We start from the raw sequence: 18,525 nt of genomic DNA on the forward strand, positions 1-18,525 counted from the left end.
GGCAGCGGACCGGTTCGGGTCCGGTCATTCGTCGTGGTTCGAGGTCGGGCTATTCCGTGTGCGCCGCGTGCCGGGCGGGGAGGCAGTACACGCGCCGGGCGGTGGTGTCCATGACGGCGGTGCGCTCGGCATGGTTCAAGCCGCTGAGGAGAGCGTCGGTGGTCTCGAGGACTTGTTCGTAAGGGGTGGCCAGGGCGCTGATCGGCCAGTCGGAACCGAACATCAGGCGGTCCGGGCCGAAGGCCTCGAGGGCGTGTTGCGTGTACGGAACGAGGTCGGCGACCGTCCACGAGGTCCAGTTCGCCTGGGTGATCAGGCCGGACAACTTGGCGGTGACGTTGGGGAGGGTGGCAAGTGAATCGAAATGTGCCGCCCAGGGATCGCGCGCCCGTTCGCCGATCCGGGGGAGGGCGAGGTGATCGATCACGAATCGCGTCTCGGGAAGCGTGGCGGCTGCCTCGATGGCAGCGGGCATCTCGCGTTCGCTGATGTGCAGGTCATAGGCCAGTCCGGCCGCGCCAACCGCGCGCAGGCCGCACATGACGTCATCGCGGAGCAGCCAACGCGGATCGGGTTCGTCGCACACCGGGTGCCGAATGCCTGTCAAGGCAGTGCAATTCAGCGCTGCCAGCTGTTCGGCCACGTCGGGTGCGGTGAGGTCGACCCAACCGACGACACCGGCGATCATCGGGTTCGTGACGGCATGCGCGAGCAGATAGCGGGTTTCTTCCGCGGAGGCCAGCTCCTGCACAAGGACGGCTGCCTCGATCCGGTATGGCGCGGTCACCGCCGTGAACTCCATCGGCCCGAAGACGTGTCGCGACGATTCGACCCGAGCGTCATCGGGATGTGGGTAGTCGTGCCGCCAGATATCCCACAGGTGAAAGTGAGCGTCTACCACCATCTCGGCCCTCCTTGATCACTGATGCGCAAAGAGATTTCCAGTCACAGCATGCAGGTCGTCACCAAAGGTGTCAACGTGGTTGTCACCACTGGTGACAACTGTGTGGGCGATCTGACATACTGCGAGGGTGGCCACGAAAAAGGGGACCCCGAATACGACGGGCAAGAAGGCAGCAGACGCCGCTAAATCCCGCTTTCTCAGCCGCGAGGTGCTGCTGAACGCCGCGATGGAACTGGTCGAGCGAAAGGGCCCCGACAAGCTGACGATCCGGGCCCTCGGCGCCGATCTCGGCGTCGACCACACCGCCATCTACCGGCATTTTCGCAGCATGGATGAACTACTCCTGGCACTGGCCGATCGGCTGCTCGCCCAAGCCGTCGCCGATATCGAGCCCTCACCGGACTGGCGCGCCACACTGCGCCTGCTCGCACTCGGCGTCCGTCGCGCCTACCTCACCCATCCGCGCCTGGCGCCGTTGGCTGCTGCGCGCGTCACCCGCGGCGAAGCCGAGTTCCGCATCGTCGACCTCGGCCTTGGTGCCCTCAAAGCCGCCGGGATGGACGACCGCACCGCCGCCCGTGCCTATCTCAGCTTCGCCCATCTGGTCCTCGGGTCCACCGCACTCGAAGCCATCACCCAAGGTCTGGACGAGCGGACCCGCGCCGGTGACCTCGCGGCGACAACACGCGAATACCTGGCCGCCGCACCGGCGGACTACCCACATCTGGCAGCCGCTCTACCGCACTTCGCCGAGGCGATCCACGACGATCGCTTCGAACTCGGCCTCGACGTTCTCCTCGACTCCGTCGAGCTCCAGGTCGCCAAGCTCAGAAGCAATCCCTGAGGGCTTCCGACCACGGTTGTCGCGGAGCAGCGGGATGCCGGATCAGTTGGTGCGTGCGAGGTAGTCGGCGGGCAGATCTGCGGGGGCGCAGGCGATGACGGCGTCGTTGTCGATGCCGCAGTCCTCGACGAAGGTGATCTTGGCGAACGCCGCGACAACGTAGATCGGATAGGTGGGGCCTTGGTCGCGGTATTCGGCCATTTCCGCCAGGTGCTCGTTCTGGAAGCAGACGGAATGCTCCGGGTGCTGCTTGATCCACTGCGGGAAGAAGATCACGCCATGCAGTCGGCGTTGGCCCGGCATGATATTCACGCTGACCGAGGTGCCGGTCGGTTCGGTCCAAGAGATCTTGTAGTTGTCGGAATCGAGCCGGACGAGGTCGACGAACTGCCCTTTGACCCAGCGCCCACCGACCATCCCTGCATGGATTCGGTAGTCGATCGTGGTTGCGTTTCGTACGTAGAGCTCGTACCGCCAATCGTTCTCGTAGGTGTAAATGAAATGCCTGCCGACGATCTGCGACAGATCCTGAGTCGTGTCGTCCTTCGATATGGTCTCCATTGTGTGTCTCCTTGGTCGGGGACGTGCGTCGGTTTCCGATCGATGACGCAGAACGGCCGCGTCCTGCGCCTGGATTCCGCCATCGGTGCGGAATGATCGTGAGATGGAACAACGTCAAAGGAGCGTTGGGTGGAGTTTCGCACAATGGGTGCGTACGGGGGTGCTTGGTGGATCGGCCTGTCTGCTGGTGTTGGGCGTTGGGGCGGTTGCCGTCGCTGACCCGGGCGATAGCCCCGCTCAGCCTGCCGGTTATCGACCACCGGTCGTGCCTACCGAGCCGGGGCCGGTGCAACCCGAACACCTGACTGCGGCGTGGTATTTGAAAGACCATCCGAACGCGACGCCGACCGGTACCAACGACTTCGATTGCAAGCCGAGTGCCGAACATCCGCGTCCGGTGATTCTGGCGCACGGCACCGACGCGTCCGCGTATTCGGACTGGTCTGCCGTGGGGCCGCAGCTGGCGCAGGCCGGATTCTGCGTGTTCGCCCCGAATTACGGCGGGAAGCCGGGCGCGAAAACCTATGGCACCGAGGATTTGTGGATGTCGTCCAGGCAGATCGGTGATTTGGTCGATCAGGTGCTTGCGGCGACCGGTGCGGCACAGGTCGATCTGGTCGGATTCTCCCAGGGGGCCAGTGTCACAAGGTATTACACGAACAAGCTGGGCGGCGCGCCCAAAGTCGGGCATTGGGTAGGACTGGCCTCCCCGAGCTACGGCGGAGTCATGTACGGCCTCGTGCCGATCGCCAACGCGGTGCCCCCGCTCTGGGGTGTGTACGAGAAGCTCACGTCGCTCGCCGCGGTCCAGCAGGCGCAGGGCACGCCCTTCATGCGCGAGCTGAACGCCGGCGGTGACACCGTGCCCGGCGTCCGCTACACCACAATAGGCAGCCGCGTCGACGAGATGATCCAGCCCTTCACCAGCATCGCGCTGCGTGGGCCGGGTGCGGAAAACATTGTGCTGCAAGACAAGTGCCCGATCGACCTGACCGGGCACTTTCACACGGTGTACGACGCGTTCGTCCAGCAGTTGGTGCTGGCCATCCTTGATCCGAAGCACGCCAAGGAGCCGACTTGCACGTTCGTGCCCCTTGGCACGGGGATTCCCGAGGTGATCCTGGGTGGACACTCCTGATCGGGCTGATCTTGTTGCGGGTCAGCGCTTGTCGAGTCAGCGGAGGAATTCCGTCAGCAGAAAACTGACGGCGAAAACCAGGAGCACCAGCGAGCAGTAAATGGCGGATGCAAAAATCAGGACGCGTCGCCACCGCGCCGGTCGCTGCACTGCCCATTGCCGGATGACCGGAGGCGATTCGCTGCCCTGCGCGCGGAATTCCTTCACGGCGACACCGCTACCATGCCAGGCTCGATCATTCTCGGGCTCCTTCGGTATTCGCTGTGTCTGCTGCCATTCGATGAAGTTTGCCAAAGATTTGCTATGGGGCTGTAGTGCAGCTTGCTACGCCCGTGAATCATAGTCAACCCGCCTGTGGTGTGACCTGGCTCATATGTACTCGACGCTGGACGGCGGCGAGGTGGTGCCTTGGCGGCGGCCCCGTGGCGGATTCGTCACTACTCGGTGAGTGATATCGAATCCGCCACGGGCGCAGGTGTTGTCACGAACGTCGAGACCCGCTCGCGCGGCGACATCGCGGTGGGTTGCCGCTGCTATCGGTTAGAACAGGCCGCCGCCGTTGAAGCCGCCGCCCATATCGGCGAGGTCGCCCAATCCGCCGCCGAACATGTCTTGGCCGCCGCCCCCGCCGCCGAACCAATCGAAACTGTCGCCGCCGCCACCGCCGCCGAAGAGGTCGCCGCCGCCGAACGGGTCGCTGTCGCCACCGCCGAAGAGGTCGCCACCGCCGAACGGGTCGCTGTCACCACCGAACGGGCTGCTGCTGTCGCTGTCGCCACCGAAGAGATCACCGAAGGGGTTGCTGCCGCTGTCGGAGTCGCCGCCGGAAAGGTCGCCGAACGGATTGCTGCTATCGGAGTCACCGCCGGATTGATCGCCGCCGAACAGATCGCCGAACGGATTACCGCCGTCGTCACCGGACTGGTCGCCGCCGCCGTCGCTGTCGCCGCCGAAGAGATCGCCGAATGGGTTGCCGCCGTCGTCGCCGGACTGGTCGCCTGCGTCGGACGAGTCGTTGTCCTTGTTGTCTCCGAACCAATCGAAGCCGTCACCGGATTGGTCGTCGCCGCCGTCCTGGTCGGATTGGTCGCCGCCGCCATCCATATCCGACTGGTCGCCGCCGGAGTCCATATCCGACTGATCGTCGCCGCCGTCCATACCGGGCTGGTTCGACTGGTCGTCACCAGAGTCCTGGTCCGACGGGCTCGACTGGTCGTCACCGCCGTCCTGGTCCGACGGGCTCGACTCATCGCCGCCGGAGTCCTGCTTCGGCTTCTTCGGACCGCCCGGCTGTTTACCGCTATCGCCCGGTTTGTCCTTGCCGCCGGGCTTGTCGCCGCTATCGCCTGGCTTGTCCTTGCCGCCGGGCTTGTCGCCGCTATCGCCCGGCTTGTCTTTGCCACCCGGCTTCTTGCCGCTGTCGCCTGGCTTGTCCTTGTCGCCCTGCTTCTCGGAATCCTTGCCCGGCTTGCCCTTCTTGTACATGTTGTTGAGCTCGTTGATCTCCTTCTTCTGCAACGGCGTCGGGCCGCTGTTGCATCGGTTGACCACGCTGGCCATGATGCTGCAGCCGCTGTCGTCGTGATCGAGACCGATCGAGTGCAGCAATTCGTGTCCGGCGACCTCGGTTCGATCGGCGGAATTCATGCTGTTGTTATTGGAGTCGATTTTGACGAATGGACCGCTGGCGTCCATTCCGCCTAGACCAGCGACACCATTTCCGAGTTGGCCGCGGCTGATATTGATCGCACCTTTGCCCGTGCCGGGCTTGAATACGATGTTGAGACCCTCGGTCGAGTTCAGATGCTTGATGGCATTCTCGATACTGGGATCGTTGATCTTATTGTTGTAATGAATGATGGCTCGGCCATCTTTGTCGTACCCCTGGATCGGCGCTTTGAAGCCGAGCCCTGCGGCCTGTGCCACCGTGGCGGTGGTCGTCGTCAAGCTCAGTCCGACCGGTGTGAGCAGGGCACCGGCGAGCACGGTTGCGAACAGTCGGGGTGTGCCATTCGTGGGTGACTTTGCGGCGCGATGCCGTCCGCGGTAGTTGCGACGATTGGCAGCATTCGGCATGCTGTGGAGACCTCCGGTACATAACATGGGAACGTGGCGCCGTTTTCGCGATAGCGGGGAATGATAGAGAATTGCTATCCGTCGAATTGTCGATCGGCACGCTCGACCGTACTCGGGAAACGGTGCGCTACCGCACAATGTAAGTGGTGCTAAAGCTGACTGAGTGTGCATTTAAGCCTTGGTCGGCGTGCGCTATTGGATCGGCGAAATCGTTGGGCGCGTGCACAAACGCTGCGCCGTTTTCGCCGCGGGCTCCCCGGCCACGAGCATCGATGCCGACGACCACCGGCCACGGTGCGATGGGGACCACCGGGCCCCGCTGCGACGGGGGCCGGAGCCCAGCCCGACTCATAGGTGTGACGTGCGGTTAGCGACATGTTCGCTCGATGTGGCAATAATGGATTGCTATGACACGGTGGCGAGCGGTCGTTTGGGTGCCATTGCTCGCGGCTGTCGTTGTCGCCGCTGAGCTGCTCGAGCGGGTACACGTCCCGGCGCCGCAGATGGTGCTGGCGATCGTGGTCGGTGCGCTGCTTGCGATGACGGGCAGACTGCCTGCACCGCTCCCGGAACGGGTGTCCACGGCAACCCACGCGATGATGGGTGTGCTGATGGGTAGCTACCTTCAGCTGTCGCTACTGACCTCGCTCGGCGGCGCGTTGTTGCCGGTATTGGCGATCACGCTGATGACTCCGGTGATCGGCGTGCTGGTGTCGATCGGGTACGCGCGGGTGGCGAAAGTCGGGCTGCCGACCTCGTTCCTCGGACTCCTGGCCGGTGGGTCTGCCGCGGTCATCGTGGTGGCCGACGAGGTGGACGCGGATGCGCGGCAGGTGGCGTTCATGCAGTACCTGCGCGTCGCCCTGGTGGCGATCAGCGCCCCGGTGGTCGTCGCACTGCTTGGTGGCGAGAAGCCAGTAGACACTGGATCCGCGGAGCTGTTCGGCATCGGCACGGATCAAGGTCTGCCGTGGTGGACGATCGTTGCGCGCGAAGATCAGGCCGCGGGCCTGTCCATCGCCGTGGTGCTCGGTTTCGTCGGGCTCGCGGTGGGGCGCAAGCTGCGATTGCCGAGCCCCGACCTGATCGGGCCGATGTTGGCCGCTGCCGTGTTCACCGCGGTGGGCTTCACGCGCGATTACGCACCGACAAACCTGTTCCAGGAACTGCTGTTCGTGTTGATCGGCTTCGAGGTCGGCACGCGCTTCACTCGGCCAGTGGTGGCCGCGATGGCGCGGATGATCCCCGCCATGATCGCGGCCATTGCGACGCTGTCGGCCGCTGTCGGTGCGCTGGCGGTCGGCGTGGCGGCGTTGGTGGGGCTCGAACCGTCCGATGTCTATTTGGCAACCACGCCCGGCGGTATCAACGCCGTACTGGCCGTCGCGGGGGACATGAACGCAGACATGGCGCTGATCACCACGGTGCAAAGCGTGCGACTGATCCTCGTGATGCTCAGCCTCCCGCTGCTATTGCGACTGCTGCGCAGGCTCTCCGCGCGAGAGGCCGCGCCGCGGCCGCACGTGACTGTCGGCGGCTGACTGCGCCGATCTGTTCGGCCAGTTCGTCGCGGCGCCGTGAACGCCGTTGTGGCCGAACATGTTCGGGGCGAAGATCATCGCGACGCTGTCGACGATCGTGGCCGGCGTGGGTGGCTACCTGGCCAGAAAGCCTTTGTCCACGGGTATCTGCGCCCCGGTGATCACCCCTGCGGAGTCACTGGCCAGCCAGACCACGGCCTCCGAGATCTCTTCCGGCTCAACGAGTCCGTCGGTCTTCAACAGGTTCGGCGGGTAGCTGTAGACGAAGCCGGGGTGCTGCTCGAACATCGCGTACATCGACGTGTCGGTGCCGAGTGGGGTGTTGGTGCCATAGGGCAGCACGGTGTTCACTCGGATGCCGTACTCGCTCAGCTCGACCGCGAGCGACTTGGTCAGGCCGACGACGCCGAATTTGCTTGCGGCGTAATGGCCGCAGCCCGGCGGCGCCTTGACGCCCGCCGAAGAGCTGACCGTGACGATCGATCCGCCGTTGCCCGCCTCGATCATCGCGGGCACCGTCGCCTTCACAGTGTTCCACACGCCGACCAGATTGATGTCGATGGCTTCCTGGAACTGCTCGGCCGAGATCTCCCAGAGCCTGCCCCAACTGCACACGCCCGCATTGGCGATGACGATATCGAGGCGGCCGAACACGGCGATGGTGTCGGCGACCGCCGCCTGCTGGCCTGCGAGGTCGCGCACATCGACCTGCTTGGTCAGGATCTTGCGTCCTTCCGCCTCGACCAGGCGCGCGGTTTCGGCCAGGTCCTCGGGCTCGGCGAGCGGATAGCCGCTGAATTTCGCGGTCTGCGCGCAGACGTCGATGGCGACGATGTCGGCGCCTGCACGCGCCAGCCGGACCGCGTGCGAACGTCCCTGTCCCCGAGCGGCTCCGGTCACCACGGCGACCTTGCCGGTGAGTGTGGTCGTGGACATGATGGTGCCTCGATTCTCGATGGATTCAGTGGTTCGCGGTGAACGTGTAGTCGTCGAACGACGAGTACCTGCTGAACCACACTGCGCCGCTTAGCGTTTGCGGACGGTAGTAAAGCGCTTCGCCGTGTGAGTTGACGTAATAGCTGCGCAGCCCGGGATTGCAGTCGACGGTGTAGGTGCTGATGACCTTCCCGCGTCGGCGCATCTTGCGCACCCAGCGGTCGAACGCCGCGGTACGCACCTGTGCCACCGCGGCTTTGCGGCGCTTGGCCTCGGCGATGACGCGCGCCGCGTGGCGTGCGGTGAGGTCGATGGTGGTGTGCCAGGCGAAACCGACATTGCCTTGCGGCGCGATCAGGGACCAGCGATTGGGCAGGCCGGGGTGGGCGCTGCCGCCGTAGCTACGCAAGCCGTTGCGGCGGTAGTCGTCGGCCAGGTCGAAACCGTTGGGGCCGAGCGTCGTTCCTGGTCGATAGGTTTCCGGGTCGGTGAACAGCTCGTATCCCGTTGCCAGGACGATGAGGTCGTAGGTGCGGCTCGTGCCGTCGGCGGTGCGAATGCCGTCGGCCGTGATCCGCGCGATCGGGTCCGCGATCAAGGCGGCCGAGGGTGATTCGAGCACCGTGAGAAAGGTGCTCGACAGCACGGGACGCTTGGCGAGAATCCCGTAGCGGGGGACAAGGACACGTCGGGCTGCCTCATCGGAAACCTTGCTCCGCAACAGGAGTCGATAGAGACCGCGCCAGATTCGGTCGTACTGCGGCAGCAGGGCAGCGAGCAGCCTGTGCGGCAGGAGCGGCAGCACGTGGCAGATCAGTTGCAGTGGTAGTTCCATGATCGCGAGCGCGGCGGTGTTGATCGCCGCGATGACTCCCGGCAGTGCCAGAAGGCGTTGTGCGCGAGGCGATATCGCGACATTGGGCTTGGGCAGGATCCACGAGGGCGTGCGCTGGTAGACGTCGATCTGCGCCGCAGTGTCCGCGAGCGCGGGCACGATCTGCACCGAACTCGATCCGGTGCCGATCACCGCCACGCGTTTGCCGTGCCACGAATAGCGGTGGTCCCAGGCGTTGGGTCGCAATATCGTGCCGCGGAAGTCCGCGGTGCCCGCGATCGTGTCGGCGGACTTCGCATTGATGTAGCCGCCGACCGCATTGATGACGAAGCGGGCGCGGACCGGCGGCGCTCCGGCGATGTCGAGCACCCACACCTTGTTCGCGTCGTCCCACGCCTCACGCTCGACGGCATGGTGACCGCGAAAGTACTTGTACAGGTTGAGATCCGCGGCGACCTGCTGGTTGTACCGCTGGATCTCGGGCCCGTCGGGGAACAATCGAGTCCAGTCGGCCTTACGCGCGAACGGGAACTGATAGAACAGGGTCGGCACGTCGACAGCAAGGCCCGGATAGGCGTTGTCGCGCCAGCTGCCGCCGAAATCGCCCGCGCGCTCCAGGATGACGAAATCGGTGATGCCGGACCGGAGTAGGTGATGGGCCGCGGTGATGCCGCCGGGGCCTGCGCCGATGATCGCGACCTCGAAGTCCTCACCTGCCATCGGAATCGGCCTTCTCGGCGCCGCGCGGCGCGAGACCGTGCAGCAGGAATTCGGCGGTGCGCGAACGCACTTCGTCCGCGTTCGTGAATCCGGCCACGACGAACGGCAAGATCTCCAAGCTGAGCAGCACACGCACGATCCAGTCGCCCGCATGCAGCGGATCGAGCGCCGGGTCGACCTCGCCGCGTTCTCGAGCGGCCGCGACCAGGGTCGCCCAGAAGCTAGCCCAGCTGTGGCACAGGTGCTCGCCATAGTGTTCCAACAGTGTGGCGATGATGCTTTCGGTGCGCAGCGCGGGGGTGAACGCCTGCGGCGTCTTGACGTGGTCGTAGATCATCGCCGCGGCCTCGCCGATCTGCGCACGCAACGTCGGCAACGGTCGAACACCTGCCGCCAATCCTTCGATGAAGGCGTTGCACAGGTAGGCCAGGCCCGCGTTGATCGCGGTTTCCTTGTCGCCGAAGCCGTTGTACACCGTGCCCCTGGACACGCCCGCGATCTTGGCGACCTCGGTCAGTCGAAATCCGTTGACGCCGAAGCGTCGGACGCATTCCGCCGCGCCGAGCACCAACTCGAGGGGCGCATCGCCCCAGGGCGCTTCTTCCGCCGTGCTAATCACGTTGAACATATTGCGTCAGAATGTTCAAACCGTCAAGGGTGCGTTGGCGGTTCGTGCGGCTTCCGGAAAGATGTTGAGCCGCTGTGGAGTTCGGCCCGCAGGCGGTCTCGGCGGGGGTAGGCGGCGGATATTCGCTGGCCAGGACCCACTTGGACACGGGATGATTGCTCACCTGCATCGCTCGTTGATTCGAGGGAAGAGGGGGAGCATGAGTTCACGCGCGACGGCCCTCAAGCTGGTGCTGCGTTTCTACGGCCGGGAACTGGCCGCTCGCAAGGCAATAACGATTCCGGCGCTACTCGGGCCTGCGCTCGGCAATATCTGCAACCTGTACATCGCACCGCTGATCGTCGCCATGATGGTCGGCCGGGTCGCGGCGACCGGGGACACGAGTTTCGAAGCCCTGGCTTCGTACATCCTCGCCTTCGGTGGCGCCCTGCTGCTCGCGGAGCTGCTGTGGCGCATCGGGCTGCACTGCCTGAACCGAGTCGACGCCTACGGTATCGAGCACCTGTACGTGGTCGCCATGGACGAGCTGCTGGCCAAGGACGCGGCGTTCTTCCACAACAATTTCGCCGGTTCGCTGACGAAGCGCTCGCTCAGCTTCGCGGCTCGGTTCGAACAGTTCGTGGACACCCTCTCCTTCGAGATCATGGCGGCGCTGGTCCCACTGGTTTTCGCCTCGGTGGTGTTGTGGCGCTACGACCCCATGCTCGTCATCGTGCTGATGGGGATGATCGTGGTGACCGGTCTGATCATCGCGCCATTGATCCAGCGCCGCCAGCGGCTCGTCGACGACAGGGAAGCCGCCATCGCGCAGGTTTCCGGTCATGTGGCCGACAGCCTGTCGAATATGCAGGTCGTGCGCGCCTTCGCCGCCGAGCCGCAGGAGGCGGCTGAGCATCAGCGCCGAGTCGCTTCGGCGCGACGAAAATCATTGCGCTCCTGGGATTACGCGAACCTGCGGATCGACACGCTGGTGGCGCCGCTTGTGGTGCTCACCAACGTGATCGGCCTGCTGATCGCCCTCGGCCTCAGCGGCGGGAATGCCGGGGTCGAGGCCATTGTGGTGGCGTTCACCTACTACTTCAACGCCACCACGATCATGTTCCGGTTCAACCAGATCTACCGGCGGCTGGAGACGGTGCTCACCGAGGCGGCGCAATTCACCGAGCTGCTGCTGGACAAACCGACGGTGCTCGATACCGAGCAGCCGGAATCGGTGCGGCCCAAGGGCTTCGACGTGCGGTTCGAGAAGGTGGATTTCACGCACAGCGGTGCGCGGCCGCTGTTCCGCGGATTGGATCTGCATGTGCCGAGCGGCGCCAAGGTGGGTCTGGTCGGCCGCTCCGGTGGCGGCAAGACCACCATCACCCAACTGCTGCTGCGGTTGATGGATATCCAATCCGGCACCATCCGCCTCGGCGGGCAGGACATCACCCGGCTGCGGCAGGCGGATCTGCGCAAGCTGATCGCTTACGTGCCACAGGATCCGGCCATGTTTCACCGCACGCTGAGCGAGAACATCCGCTTCGCGCGCCCCGACGCCACCGACGAGGAGATCCTGCGGGCCGCCAAGGCCGCGCACGTCACCGAATTCGCGGACGCACTGCCGCAGGGCATGGCGACGCTCATCGGCGAGCGCGGCGTGAAACTGTCCGGTGGCCAACGTCAACGGGTCGCGCTCGCCAGGGCCATCCTGCGGGACGCGCCTGTTCTGCTGCTGGACGAGGCCACCAGCGCCCTCGACTCGGAAAGCGAAGTGCTTGTGCAGCAAGCGCTCTGGGAGGTGATGGAAGGGCGCACCGCACTGGTCGTCGCGCACCGGCTCAGCACGGTAGCGGGCATGGACCGGCTGGTCGTACTCGACCACGGACGCGTCCTCGAAGAGGGGACACACGAGGAATTGCTCTGTGCGGAAGGAACATACGCACAGCTGTGGCGGCACCAGTCCGGTGGATTCCTCGGTGACGACGCGATATCGAGGCGGTAGCGCGGCGGTTCATGGCAGACCGAAGGCAAGCAGGACATTGCCGGGCATACCGGTGGTGATCTGGCGGCCGTAACCGGAATTGGTGAACAGCATTCCGTTCGAGACGACCGCGCCGTGGCCGTTGATCCCGCCGCCGACGCCGGGCACCCCGTTCACGGTGTGGAAGGGCCGTGCGGTGTTGTATTCCCAAAGGATGGCGCCACTCTCGGCGGAGAAGATTCGCATCTTGCCGTCCAGGCTGCCCTCGTAAACCAGGCCGGGTGTGGTGGTGACGGCGTTCGGCATGGCGAGCTGGCAGAGCGGAAGCATCGGTATCGGCGGTGGATCGAAGAAGCAACCGTGCGCGGGATTCGGTGTGCTCCAGATGACCTCGCCGGTGGCGGGCTGCAACGCGAACAGGGTGCCCGGCGTGCCCTGATAGGTGGCGACGTACAGGCGCTGGCCGTCATAGCTGGCACCCCACTGGATGCCCTGCAGCGACTCCGAGCCGGGGATGGGCAGCGCAGGTATCGGCGTGTTCAACCTGGTCTGCCAGATGATCTCGCCGGTGGTGGCGTCGAGCAGGTGGTAGACACCGCTCTTCTGGCCCGCGCCGACGACCAGGCGATCACCGATCTCGAAAATGTTTGGCTGCGAACCGAAGTCGAAATCGTGGCCGGGGTCGGGGCAGTTGCCCGCCGGCGGTGGGTACGCGCAGCGGCCGTTCCACGGAGCGTCCCCCGGGGTCATCCTGCGGACCCACCGGGTGGTTCCGGTATCGAGGTCGAGCGCGCTGATCGCTTCTGCCCCTTCGGGATAACCCGTGTAGGGGTTGCCCGCGGTGTAATACAGCGTGCGCGTCGCCGGATGGATCGTCTGCGACGACCAGACCGGCGCGCCGCTCGGAGCGAACGGCGGCGAGCCGCTCGGGGTGGGCTCCGCTGGCGGGATCGTGTAGTGCTGCCATTGCACGCCGCCGGTCGCGGCGTCGAGCGCAACCACGCTGCCTCGGAAGGTGCAGCACCGGTAGAGATCGACGGTGGCGGCGCCTAGTTCCTGACTGGACACACCCACATAGACGTGACCGTCGAACACCAGGGGAGACCCGGTGATGATCGCGTGCGGATGGTCGTCCAGCTTGCGGACCCAGCGCTGGGCGCCGGTCTGCGCGTCGAGGGCCCACATCCTGGCCGAGTTGTCGCCGAAATAGACCATGCCGTCGGCGACCGCTGGACCGTTGCGCAATCCGTAGGTCGGGAGGTTTCCGCCGAGTGGCGTCTCGGCTTGAAACGACCATCGGGTTGCGCCGGTGGTGGCGTCCAGCGCATAAAACGTTCCGTTGCGGCCGCCGACGTACACCGTGCCGTCCACGACGGCGGGCTGGCTGGACGCGGCGATCGCATCGGGGAAGGCGAACGCCCACTTCAACTGCAACGATCCGACGGTGGCAGGGGTGAGGGCGGTCTCGTTCGGATTGTGCCGGGAGCCGGCGAGATCGAACTGCCACATCGGCCAATCACCGTTGGCGCCAACAGGTTGCGCGACGCTGGCGGTCGGCAGCAGTAGGATCGCCGCGGCGACCAGGATCGGGATGCGCAGGAACGATGTCTTCCGCAGTCCGAATGCCAACGCCGCGAAGATCTTTGCCTGGGTCTTCCCGTTCATGGTCAGACAAGCCTGCCACTCCGGTGGCCGGATTTCAGGCGGATCGAAGATGTTGTCTACGTGGGGGGCTGGTGTTGTCGGCGGGTCGGGTCGTCGAGAACCGGCAGATTGCGCCCTACATGGCGCCGAGGGTGCCGGCGAGCAGGACGCCGCCAATGATGACCGCAGGGACGCCGAAGACGATGGTCCCCACTATGGCGCCTAAGGCGGCGCCGGGGATGGCGGTGACGATGCAGCCGCCGAGGAAGCCGGGGATGGTGAGCACGCCGAAGGTGGGCACGGTGGCGGCGCCGCCGACCAGGATGCCGCCGACGAGGCAGCCGAGGGAAGCGCCGACGAGGGTGCCGATGATCGTGCCCAACGCGCTGCCGATGCCAACGATGGTGGAGAAGGTCGACAACGCGGTGCTGAAACCGGGAGAGGTCGGGTCCAGCGCGACGTTGTTCAACTGGTCGGTGACACCGGGGGCCGGGGTTGCACTGGCGGGGTCGACGCTGGGGGTGAGCGTCGCGGTGTTGCCGTCGATCCGGGCGGCGATCGGCCAGCGCTGGTTGTCTCGGTAGTAGCCGAGAGGGTAGGCGGCCATCAGGTTGCCGCTATCGTCTCGGATCTCGAGCCGGTCGTCGGCGGTATCGAGCGAACCGGAATCGGTGGTGAGGGTCAACGCTTTGCCCACGGCCTGCACCGTGTAGTTGATGCCTGCCTGTTCGGGTTCGGCCTGCGCCGTGGTAAGTGTGCCCGCCATGACTGCAGCCGTACATGCCGCCACCGCAATGAATTTCGTCGGTCCATTCATGCGCACACATACCCTCGACTAGGCCGGCTGACACGGCGGTACCGCATATCAGATCGGGGGTGTGCCGACATGCCGACGGCGTCGCTCACCCTCGCTGACAATAGCGATTTCGTATGAATATATGGCCAAACGTAAGTCGGCGAGGCGCTGCCCGCAAGTCATGCTGGATGTTAACTGCGGCACAGGGCGGTTCCCGGGGTCAGCGCGCGGGTGCGCGGCAAGCCCGGTCGTTGCGTGCGCTTCGGCCGCCTTGGTACGGTCGCTGCTGTACACGTTCTCAGGGCGGGGTGGAATTCCCCACCGGCGGTGATGACATCCGGGTGGTCCGGATGTACGAGCCCGCGAGCGCCATCGCAATCATTGCTGCGGTGGGTCCAGCAGATTCCGGTGTGATCCCGGAGCCGACGGTCACAGTCCGGATGAAAGAGAACGCGGCGTCGGAGTGCATCCGTGCGGTGTCTCCTGTTCGCGTTTGTCATGCCCTGGGTGACATAGCGAACGGAGGAAACATGTCACCCAATTCGAATCGCATCGGTTTGGTTGCTGCGCGCTGGCACGCCGACATCGTCGACCGGGCGGTGGTCGCGTGCCGGGCCGGTCTCGAGGAGTGCGGATTCACCGAGATCGACCTGATCGAGGTTCCTGGCGCCTTCGAAATCCCTTTGCGTATCAAGAGATTGGCGACCAGCGGTCGATATGCCGCGCTCGCGGGCTGCGCGTTGGTGGTCGACGGCGGCATCTATCGCCACGATTTCGTGGCCGCGACCGTGGTGGACGCGCTCATGCGCGTGCAGATCGACACCGATGTGCCGGTGTTCTCGGCAGTTCTGACGCCACACAACTTCCATGAGCACGGCGAGCACCTGGCGTATTTCGCCCGTCACTTCGACATCAAGGGTGCCGAGCTGGCCAACGCCATCGCAGCGACGTTGAGCCTGGACGGTGTCGCCGTCTGACCCAGCCATCCCTGCCCCGGATCCGATGCCGGGGCAGGGATTCGCCCCCGGTCAGCCGACGGGGCCGGCTCCGCTAGATTCGCCATCGTGGAATCTTCGCCCTCGCTCGACCGTCCTCAGCCGCCTTACTACGCCGTCATCATCACCACGCAACTTCGAGGCGAGGAGAGTCCCGACTATCGGGAAATGTCCACCCGCATGACCGAACTCGGCGCCAAGCAGCCCGGTTATCTCGGCAGGCAAGGCATGAGCGACAGCGAGGGGCGAGACTTGTCGATCATCTACTACCGCGACGAGGAATCCATCCGCGCTTGGAAGGCCGACCTGGAGCACCTCGAGGCGCAGCGGCTCGGCAAAGAGCGTTGGTACCAGAGCTATACGGTCGAAGTCGCCCGAGTCGAGCGGGAATACTCTTTCTCCCGAGTCACCCAAGATGATGCGTCGTAGCGGGCTGCCGCAACTCAGGCGCGCCCACGGGGACCTGCCGTTCATCTGGTGGGTGGTCGACCATGTGATGGAACGCGATCCGCAAGCTTGGTGGATGCGGCATTGGCTGCTGGGTACGCGATGCATACAGACTGGCGAGGTCTTCGAGAAGCAGGAGCCGGTCCTGCTGGTCAGCCACGACGACGATGACGGACTGTGGCAGCTGATCGGATCTACCGGTGCTGGGAACGAGGGTCACATCGGGCACCTGCACCACGCCATCGACGAGGACCCGACCTTGATGGATGTGCTCGACCTCGTTCCGGGCGCGCATGGAACCCGCTCCGCCGTCGGCGAGCCGTGGACCCGACACGATCCGGTCGTCTGAGCCGCAGGTCAACGCCACCGCACCGAACGCGCACATCCGGAGCTAGCCGATATACGGACAATCTGCGACCAGTATCGAGGTCGCCCACGGATCCATTTCTTGGTCGGTTGATCAGGAGGCGCTGTGGGCGGCATCGGTCGAGAGGCCAGTTACGCCATTGCCTCCTGATCACTTGTCCAGCAGTGTATCTCGGCAATTGTGCCTGAGATCCGTCGATGTGGACGAGTGAACGCTGGTCCGTGGCGGGGGTGGTTCAGGTGCTGGCCGTAGACTTCGGTGGTGAGTGATATCGCGGACTTTGCTCGGTTGATCAGGGGCGATCACGGGCTGTGTGTCGTGTCGACTTCGCGGGCGGATGGCACGGTTCAGTCCTCGCTCGTCAATGCGGGCGTGTTGGCGCACCCGCTGACGGGTGAATCCGTGGTTGGCATGGTAATTCGTAGTGGCACACGGAAGTTGGACAATCTTCGGGCTCGGGCGCGGATGACTGTCGTCGTGCGGGTCGGGTGGGCTTGGGCTGCGGTCGAGGGGTCGGTGTGGATCGTGGGTCCCGACGACCCGGTGCCCGATATCGACGCCGAACGGTTGCGACAGCTGCTGCGCGAGGTGTTCACGGCGGCGGGTGGCACGCACGACGACTGGGACGAATACGACCGCGTCATGGCCGCCGAACGTCGCGCCGTCGTTCTCGTCGTCCCGGACCGCGTCTACGGCAACGGCTGACGGTACGAAAGACTAACTGAGACAAGGTCATCGAGACGAGTCTCCGGGCGCGACCTCATGATCGCCGAACCGTAGGCGCCGGTGGGCCGTCGCGGAGCGCACCGCGCACCTGGTCCAGCGCGACGCCGGGCGGAAACTCCGCCATCCACCAGGTGGCGCCTGCCGCCGCGTAGGGCGCGAGGTCGGTTCCTGGCGGGAAGGCGACGGCGATGTCGTACGGCCCGGTGGCGTCTTGGCGAAGGTCGGTAAGGGTGGCTGCGACTTCGGCGACCTGATCGGGGTGTTCGAGGTTGACGGGGAAGAATCCGTCGTATTTGGCGGCCCGGCGCATCGGCGCGACCTTGCCGGGGAATCCGCCGACCCACACGGGCACACCTGGTTCCTGCACCGGCCGGGGAAGGAACTCGATGTCGTCGACGACGTAGTGTTCGCCGTGGTGGTGCACGGACTGACCGGACCACGCGGCGGTGAGTATCTCCAGTGATTCGTCGAGCATCTGCCCGCGTCGCCGATCGTTGAGCGGCTCGCCGGTCTTGGACAGTTCGGCACCGAACCGGTCGCTGCCCAATCCGACGCCGAGGGTGAGGCGGCCACCGCTGAGCCGGTCCAGCGTCGCGGTCTCCTTGGCCACTTTGGTGGGCCTGCGCCTGGCGAGCGGCGTGATCATGGGTCCGAGCCGCAGGCGTTCGGTGGCGGTGGCGATCGCCGCCAGCGTGATCCACGGGTCGGCTACCTGCCGCACGGGCGCTTGCCAGCGCAGGTGGTCCCAGAGGAACACGCCGTCCCATCCGGCTTCTTCCGCTTCGACCGCCAGCCGCGTGATCACCACGGGGTCGGCGAGTTCGTCGAACACCGGCAGCCAGAGTGCGGAGCGCAGTGCTGTCGCAGGCTCGAAGAGCCGCCCGCCGTTGGGCGTTGGTTCAATCATGAAGCTCACGGTATGGCGCGAGTGTCCTCGGGGAAAGCCACCATATTCAGCGTGGCTTCCCCCCGATGGACGCGCGGGTACCCAACGCTCGCGGCACCGATCGAGCCGCGGTTCGCTGGGCGGATCGGTCCGTGTACAGCGACCAGGCGTGGTGGGCAGGATTACCACTGACCATGGAAAAACTGGGCGCGATGCGATCGGGATACGTTCGCTTTCCCCGGGCTGTGGGCATCGTGGGGCGGGGTGCACGGTGGGGCTTGCTCGAAATTGAGTAGTCCGATACTCATGACCAGGGGTGGGCGAAGCAGAACAATAGAAATCTCGGCGGTGTGTGGTGCCCGAGTGTTTCCGGCGGATGTAGATACTTTCTGCACGGTGAGAGCGCGGCATGAAGAGTAATGGTGAAATACCACTGGGGTGGAGTGAAAATTCGGGACCGGTGCGGTCGGACCCCGATCTCCTGATCGTGGACGATTGCCGATTGTATCGCGACGGGC

18 protein-coding genes and 1 riboswitch are annotated in these 18,525 nt (G+C 65.1%); of the genes, 8 read left to right on the plus strand and 10 right to left on the minus strand.

The window, feature by feature from the left end; genetic code table 11:
• Positions 1-49: 49 nt before the first annotated feature.
• A complete protein-coding gene (locus ACGFNJ_RS16275) occupies positions 50-904 on the minus strand; it encodes an amidohydrolase family protein (RefSeq protein WP_393448018.1) in 855 nt (284 codons plus the stop codon).
• 127 nt (positions 905-1,031) lie between these two features.
• Here ACGFNJ_RS16275 and ACGFNJ_RS16280 point away from each other — a divergent pair, with 127 nt between their 5' ends.
• Positions 1,032-1,748 carry a TetR/AcrR family transcriptional regulator gene (locus ACGFNJ_RS16280; RefSeq protein ID WP_393448020.1) on the plus strand — a complete coding sequence of 239 codons (717 nt, stop codon included), beginning with the start codon at positions 1,032-1,034 and terminating at the stop codon, positions 1,746-1,748.
• A gap of 42 nt (positions 1,749-1,790) precedes the next feature.
• On the opposite strand, the gene ACGFNJ_RS16285 is transcribed toward ACGFNJ_RS16280, so the two are convergent.
• Entirely contained in the window at positions 1,791-2,309 is a 519-nt protein-coding gene (locus ACGFNJ_RS16285) for a phenolic acid decarboxylase (RefSeq protein WP_393448022.1), read from the minus strand.
• A gap of 265 nt (positions 2,310-2,574) precedes the next feature.
• Here ACGFNJ_RS16285 and ACGFNJ_RS16290 point away from each other — a divergent pair, with 265 nt between their 5' ends.
• Complete coding sequence (locus ACGFNJ_RS16290) at positions 2,575-3,447, plus strand: lipase family alpha/beta hydrolase (protein WP_393448024.1); 873 nt, start codon at positions 2,575-2,577, stop codon at positions 3,445-3,447.
• Between the two features lie 36 nt (positions 3,448-3,483).
• Here the strand turns inward: ACGFNJ_RS16290 and ACGFNJ_RS16295 are convergent, their stop codons facing one another.
• Positions 3,484-3,741 (minus strand): hypothetical protein, encoded by a 258-nt coding sequence (locus ACGFNJ_RS16295; RefSeq protein ID WP_393448026.1) that lies wholly within the window; start codon positions 3,739-3,741, stop codon positions 3,484-3,486.
• Between the two features lie 246 nt (positions 3,742-3,987).
• On the minus strand, positions 3,988-5,373 hold the full coding sequence (locus ACGFNJ_RS16300; protein ID WP_393448028.1) for a matrixin family metalloprotease: 1,386 nt from the start codon (positions 5,371-5,373) through the stop codon (positions 3,988-3,990).
• A 557-nt stretch (positions 5,374-5,930) separates the two neighbouring features.
• Between ACGFNJ_RS16300 and ACGFNJ_RS16305 the strand changes: the two genes are divergently transcribed.
• Positions 5,931-7,064, plus strand: a complete 1,134-nt coding sequence (locus ACGFNJ_RS16305) for an AbrB family transcriptional regulator (protein ID WP_393448030.1) — start codon at positions 5,931-5,933, stop codon at positions 7,062-7,064.
• A gap of 114 nt (positions 7,065-7,178) precedes the next feature.
• On the opposite strand, the gene ACGFNJ_RS16310 is transcribed toward ACGFNJ_RS16305, so the two are convergent.
• The 3 genes from ACGFNJ_RS16310 to ACGFNJ_RS16320 are packed head-to-tail and all read right to left on the minus strand — an operon-like array spanning position 7,179 to position 10,183.
• The gene (locus tag ACGFNJ_RS16310) at positions 7,179-8,000 is read right to left on the minus strand and encodes a mycofactocin-coupled SDR family oxidoreductase (protein ID WP_393448032.1); all 822 of its coding nucleotides are present in this window, start codon (positions 7,998-8,000) and stop codon (positions 7,179-7,181) included.
• Positions 8,001-8,025: 25 nt separating this feature from the next.
• Positions 8,026-9,555, minus strand: coding sequence for a flavin-containing monooxygenase (locus ACGFNJ_RS16315; RefSeq protein WP_393448034.1), 1,530 nt, complete (start codon positions 9,553-9,555; stop codon positions 8,026-8,028).
• Positions 9,545-10,183, minus strand: coding sequence for a TetR/AcrR family transcriptional regulator (locus tag ACGFNJ_RS16320; RefSeq protein ID WP_393448036.1), 639 nt, complete (start codon positions 10,181-10,183; stop codon positions 9,545-9,547). Before ACGFNJ_RS16320 ends, ACGFNJ_RS16315 begins: the two co-directional genes overlap by 11 nt.
• A gap of 199 nt (positions 10,184-10,382) precedes the next feature.
• Here ACGFNJ_RS16320 and ACGFNJ_RS16325 point away from each other — a divergent pair, with 199 nt between their 5' ends.
• Complete coding sequence (locus ACGFNJ_RS16325; protein WP_393448038.1) at positions 10,383-12,167, plus strand: ABC transporter ATP-binding protein; 1,785 nt, start codon at positions 10,383-10,385, stop codon at positions 12,165-12,167.
• A gap of 9 nt (positions 12,168-12,176) precedes the next feature.
• Here the strand turns inward: ACGFNJ_RS16325 and ACGFNJ_RS16330 are convergent, their stop codons facing one another.
• Together ACGFNJ_RS16330 and ACGFNJ_RS16335 are read right to left on the minus strand one after the other, a co-directional pair.
• On the minus strand, positions 12,177-13,811 hold the full coding sequence (locus ACGFNJ_RS16330) for a PQQ-binding-like beta-propeller repeat protein (protein ID WP_393448040.1): 1,635 nt from the start codon (positions 13,809-13,811) through the stop codon (positions 12,177-12,179).
• 115 nt (positions 13,812-13,926) lie between these two features.
• Positions 13,927-14,556, minus strand: coding sequence for a hypothetical protein (locus ACGFNJ_RS16335; protein ID WP_393448042.1), 630 nt, complete (start codon positions 14,554-14,556; stop codon positions 13,927-13,929).
• Between the two features lie 320 nt (positions 14,557-14,876).
• A riboswitch (FMN riboswitch) is annotated at positions 14,877-15,042 on the plus strand.
• Between the two features lie 74 nt (positions 15,043-15,116).
• On the opposite strand from ACGFNJ_RS16335, the gene ACGFNJ_RS16340 reads away from it, so the two are divergent.
• The 4 genes from ACGFNJ_RS16340 to ACGFNJ_RS16355 all read left to right on the plus strand — a co-directional run bounded on the left by ACGFNJ_RS16340 (position 15,117) and on the right by ACGFNJ_RS16355 (position 17,100).
• Complete coding sequence (locus ACGFNJ_RS16340) at positions 15,117-15,563, plus strand: 6,7-dimethyl-8-ribityllumazine synthase (protein ID WP_393448044.1); 447 nt, start codon at positions 15,117-15,119, stop codon at positions 15,561-15,563.
• An 87-nt stretch (positions 15,564-15,650) separates the two neighbouring features.
• The gene (locus tag ACGFNJ_RS16345) at positions 15,651-16,010 is read left to right on the plus strand and encodes an antibiotic biosynthesis monooxygenase family protein (protein ID WP_393448046.1); all 360 of its coding nucleotides are present in this window, start codon (positions 15,651-15,653) and stop codon (positions 16,008-16,010) included.
• Entirely contained in the window at positions 15,997-16,377 is a 381-nt protein-coding gene (locus ACGFNJ_RS16350) for a hypothetical protein (RefSeq protein WP_393448048.1), read from the plus strand. The genes ACGFNJ_RS16345 and ACGFNJ_RS16350 overlap by 14 nt, the downstream gene beginning before the upstream one ends.
• Before the next feature lie 279 nt (positions 16,378-16,656).
• Positions 16,657-17,100 carry a TIGR03618 family F420-dependent PPOX class oxidoreductase gene (locus ACGFNJ_RS16355; protein WP_393448050.1) on the plus strand — a complete coding sequence of 148 codons (444 nt, stop codon included), beginning with the start codon at positions 16,657-16,659 and terminating at the stop codon, positions 17,098-17,100.
• A gap of 55 nt (positions 17,101-17,155) precedes the next feature.
• Here the strand turns inward: ACGFNJ_RS16355 and ACGFNJ_RS16360 are convergent, their stop codons facing one another.
• Positions 17,156-18,028: an LLM class flavin-dependent oxidoreductase gene (locus ACGFNJ_RS16360; protein WP_393448052.1), complete on the minus strand. Its 873-nt coding sequence runs from the start codon at positions 18,026-18,028 to the stop codon at positions 17,156-17,158.
• Positions 18,029-18,525: the final 497 nt, after the last annotated feature.

It is taken from the genome of Nocardia sp. NPDC049149 (genome assembly GCF_043197455.1).
Lineage (GTDB): Bacteria > Actinomycetota > Actinomycetes > Mycobacteriales > Mycobacteriaceae > Nocardia.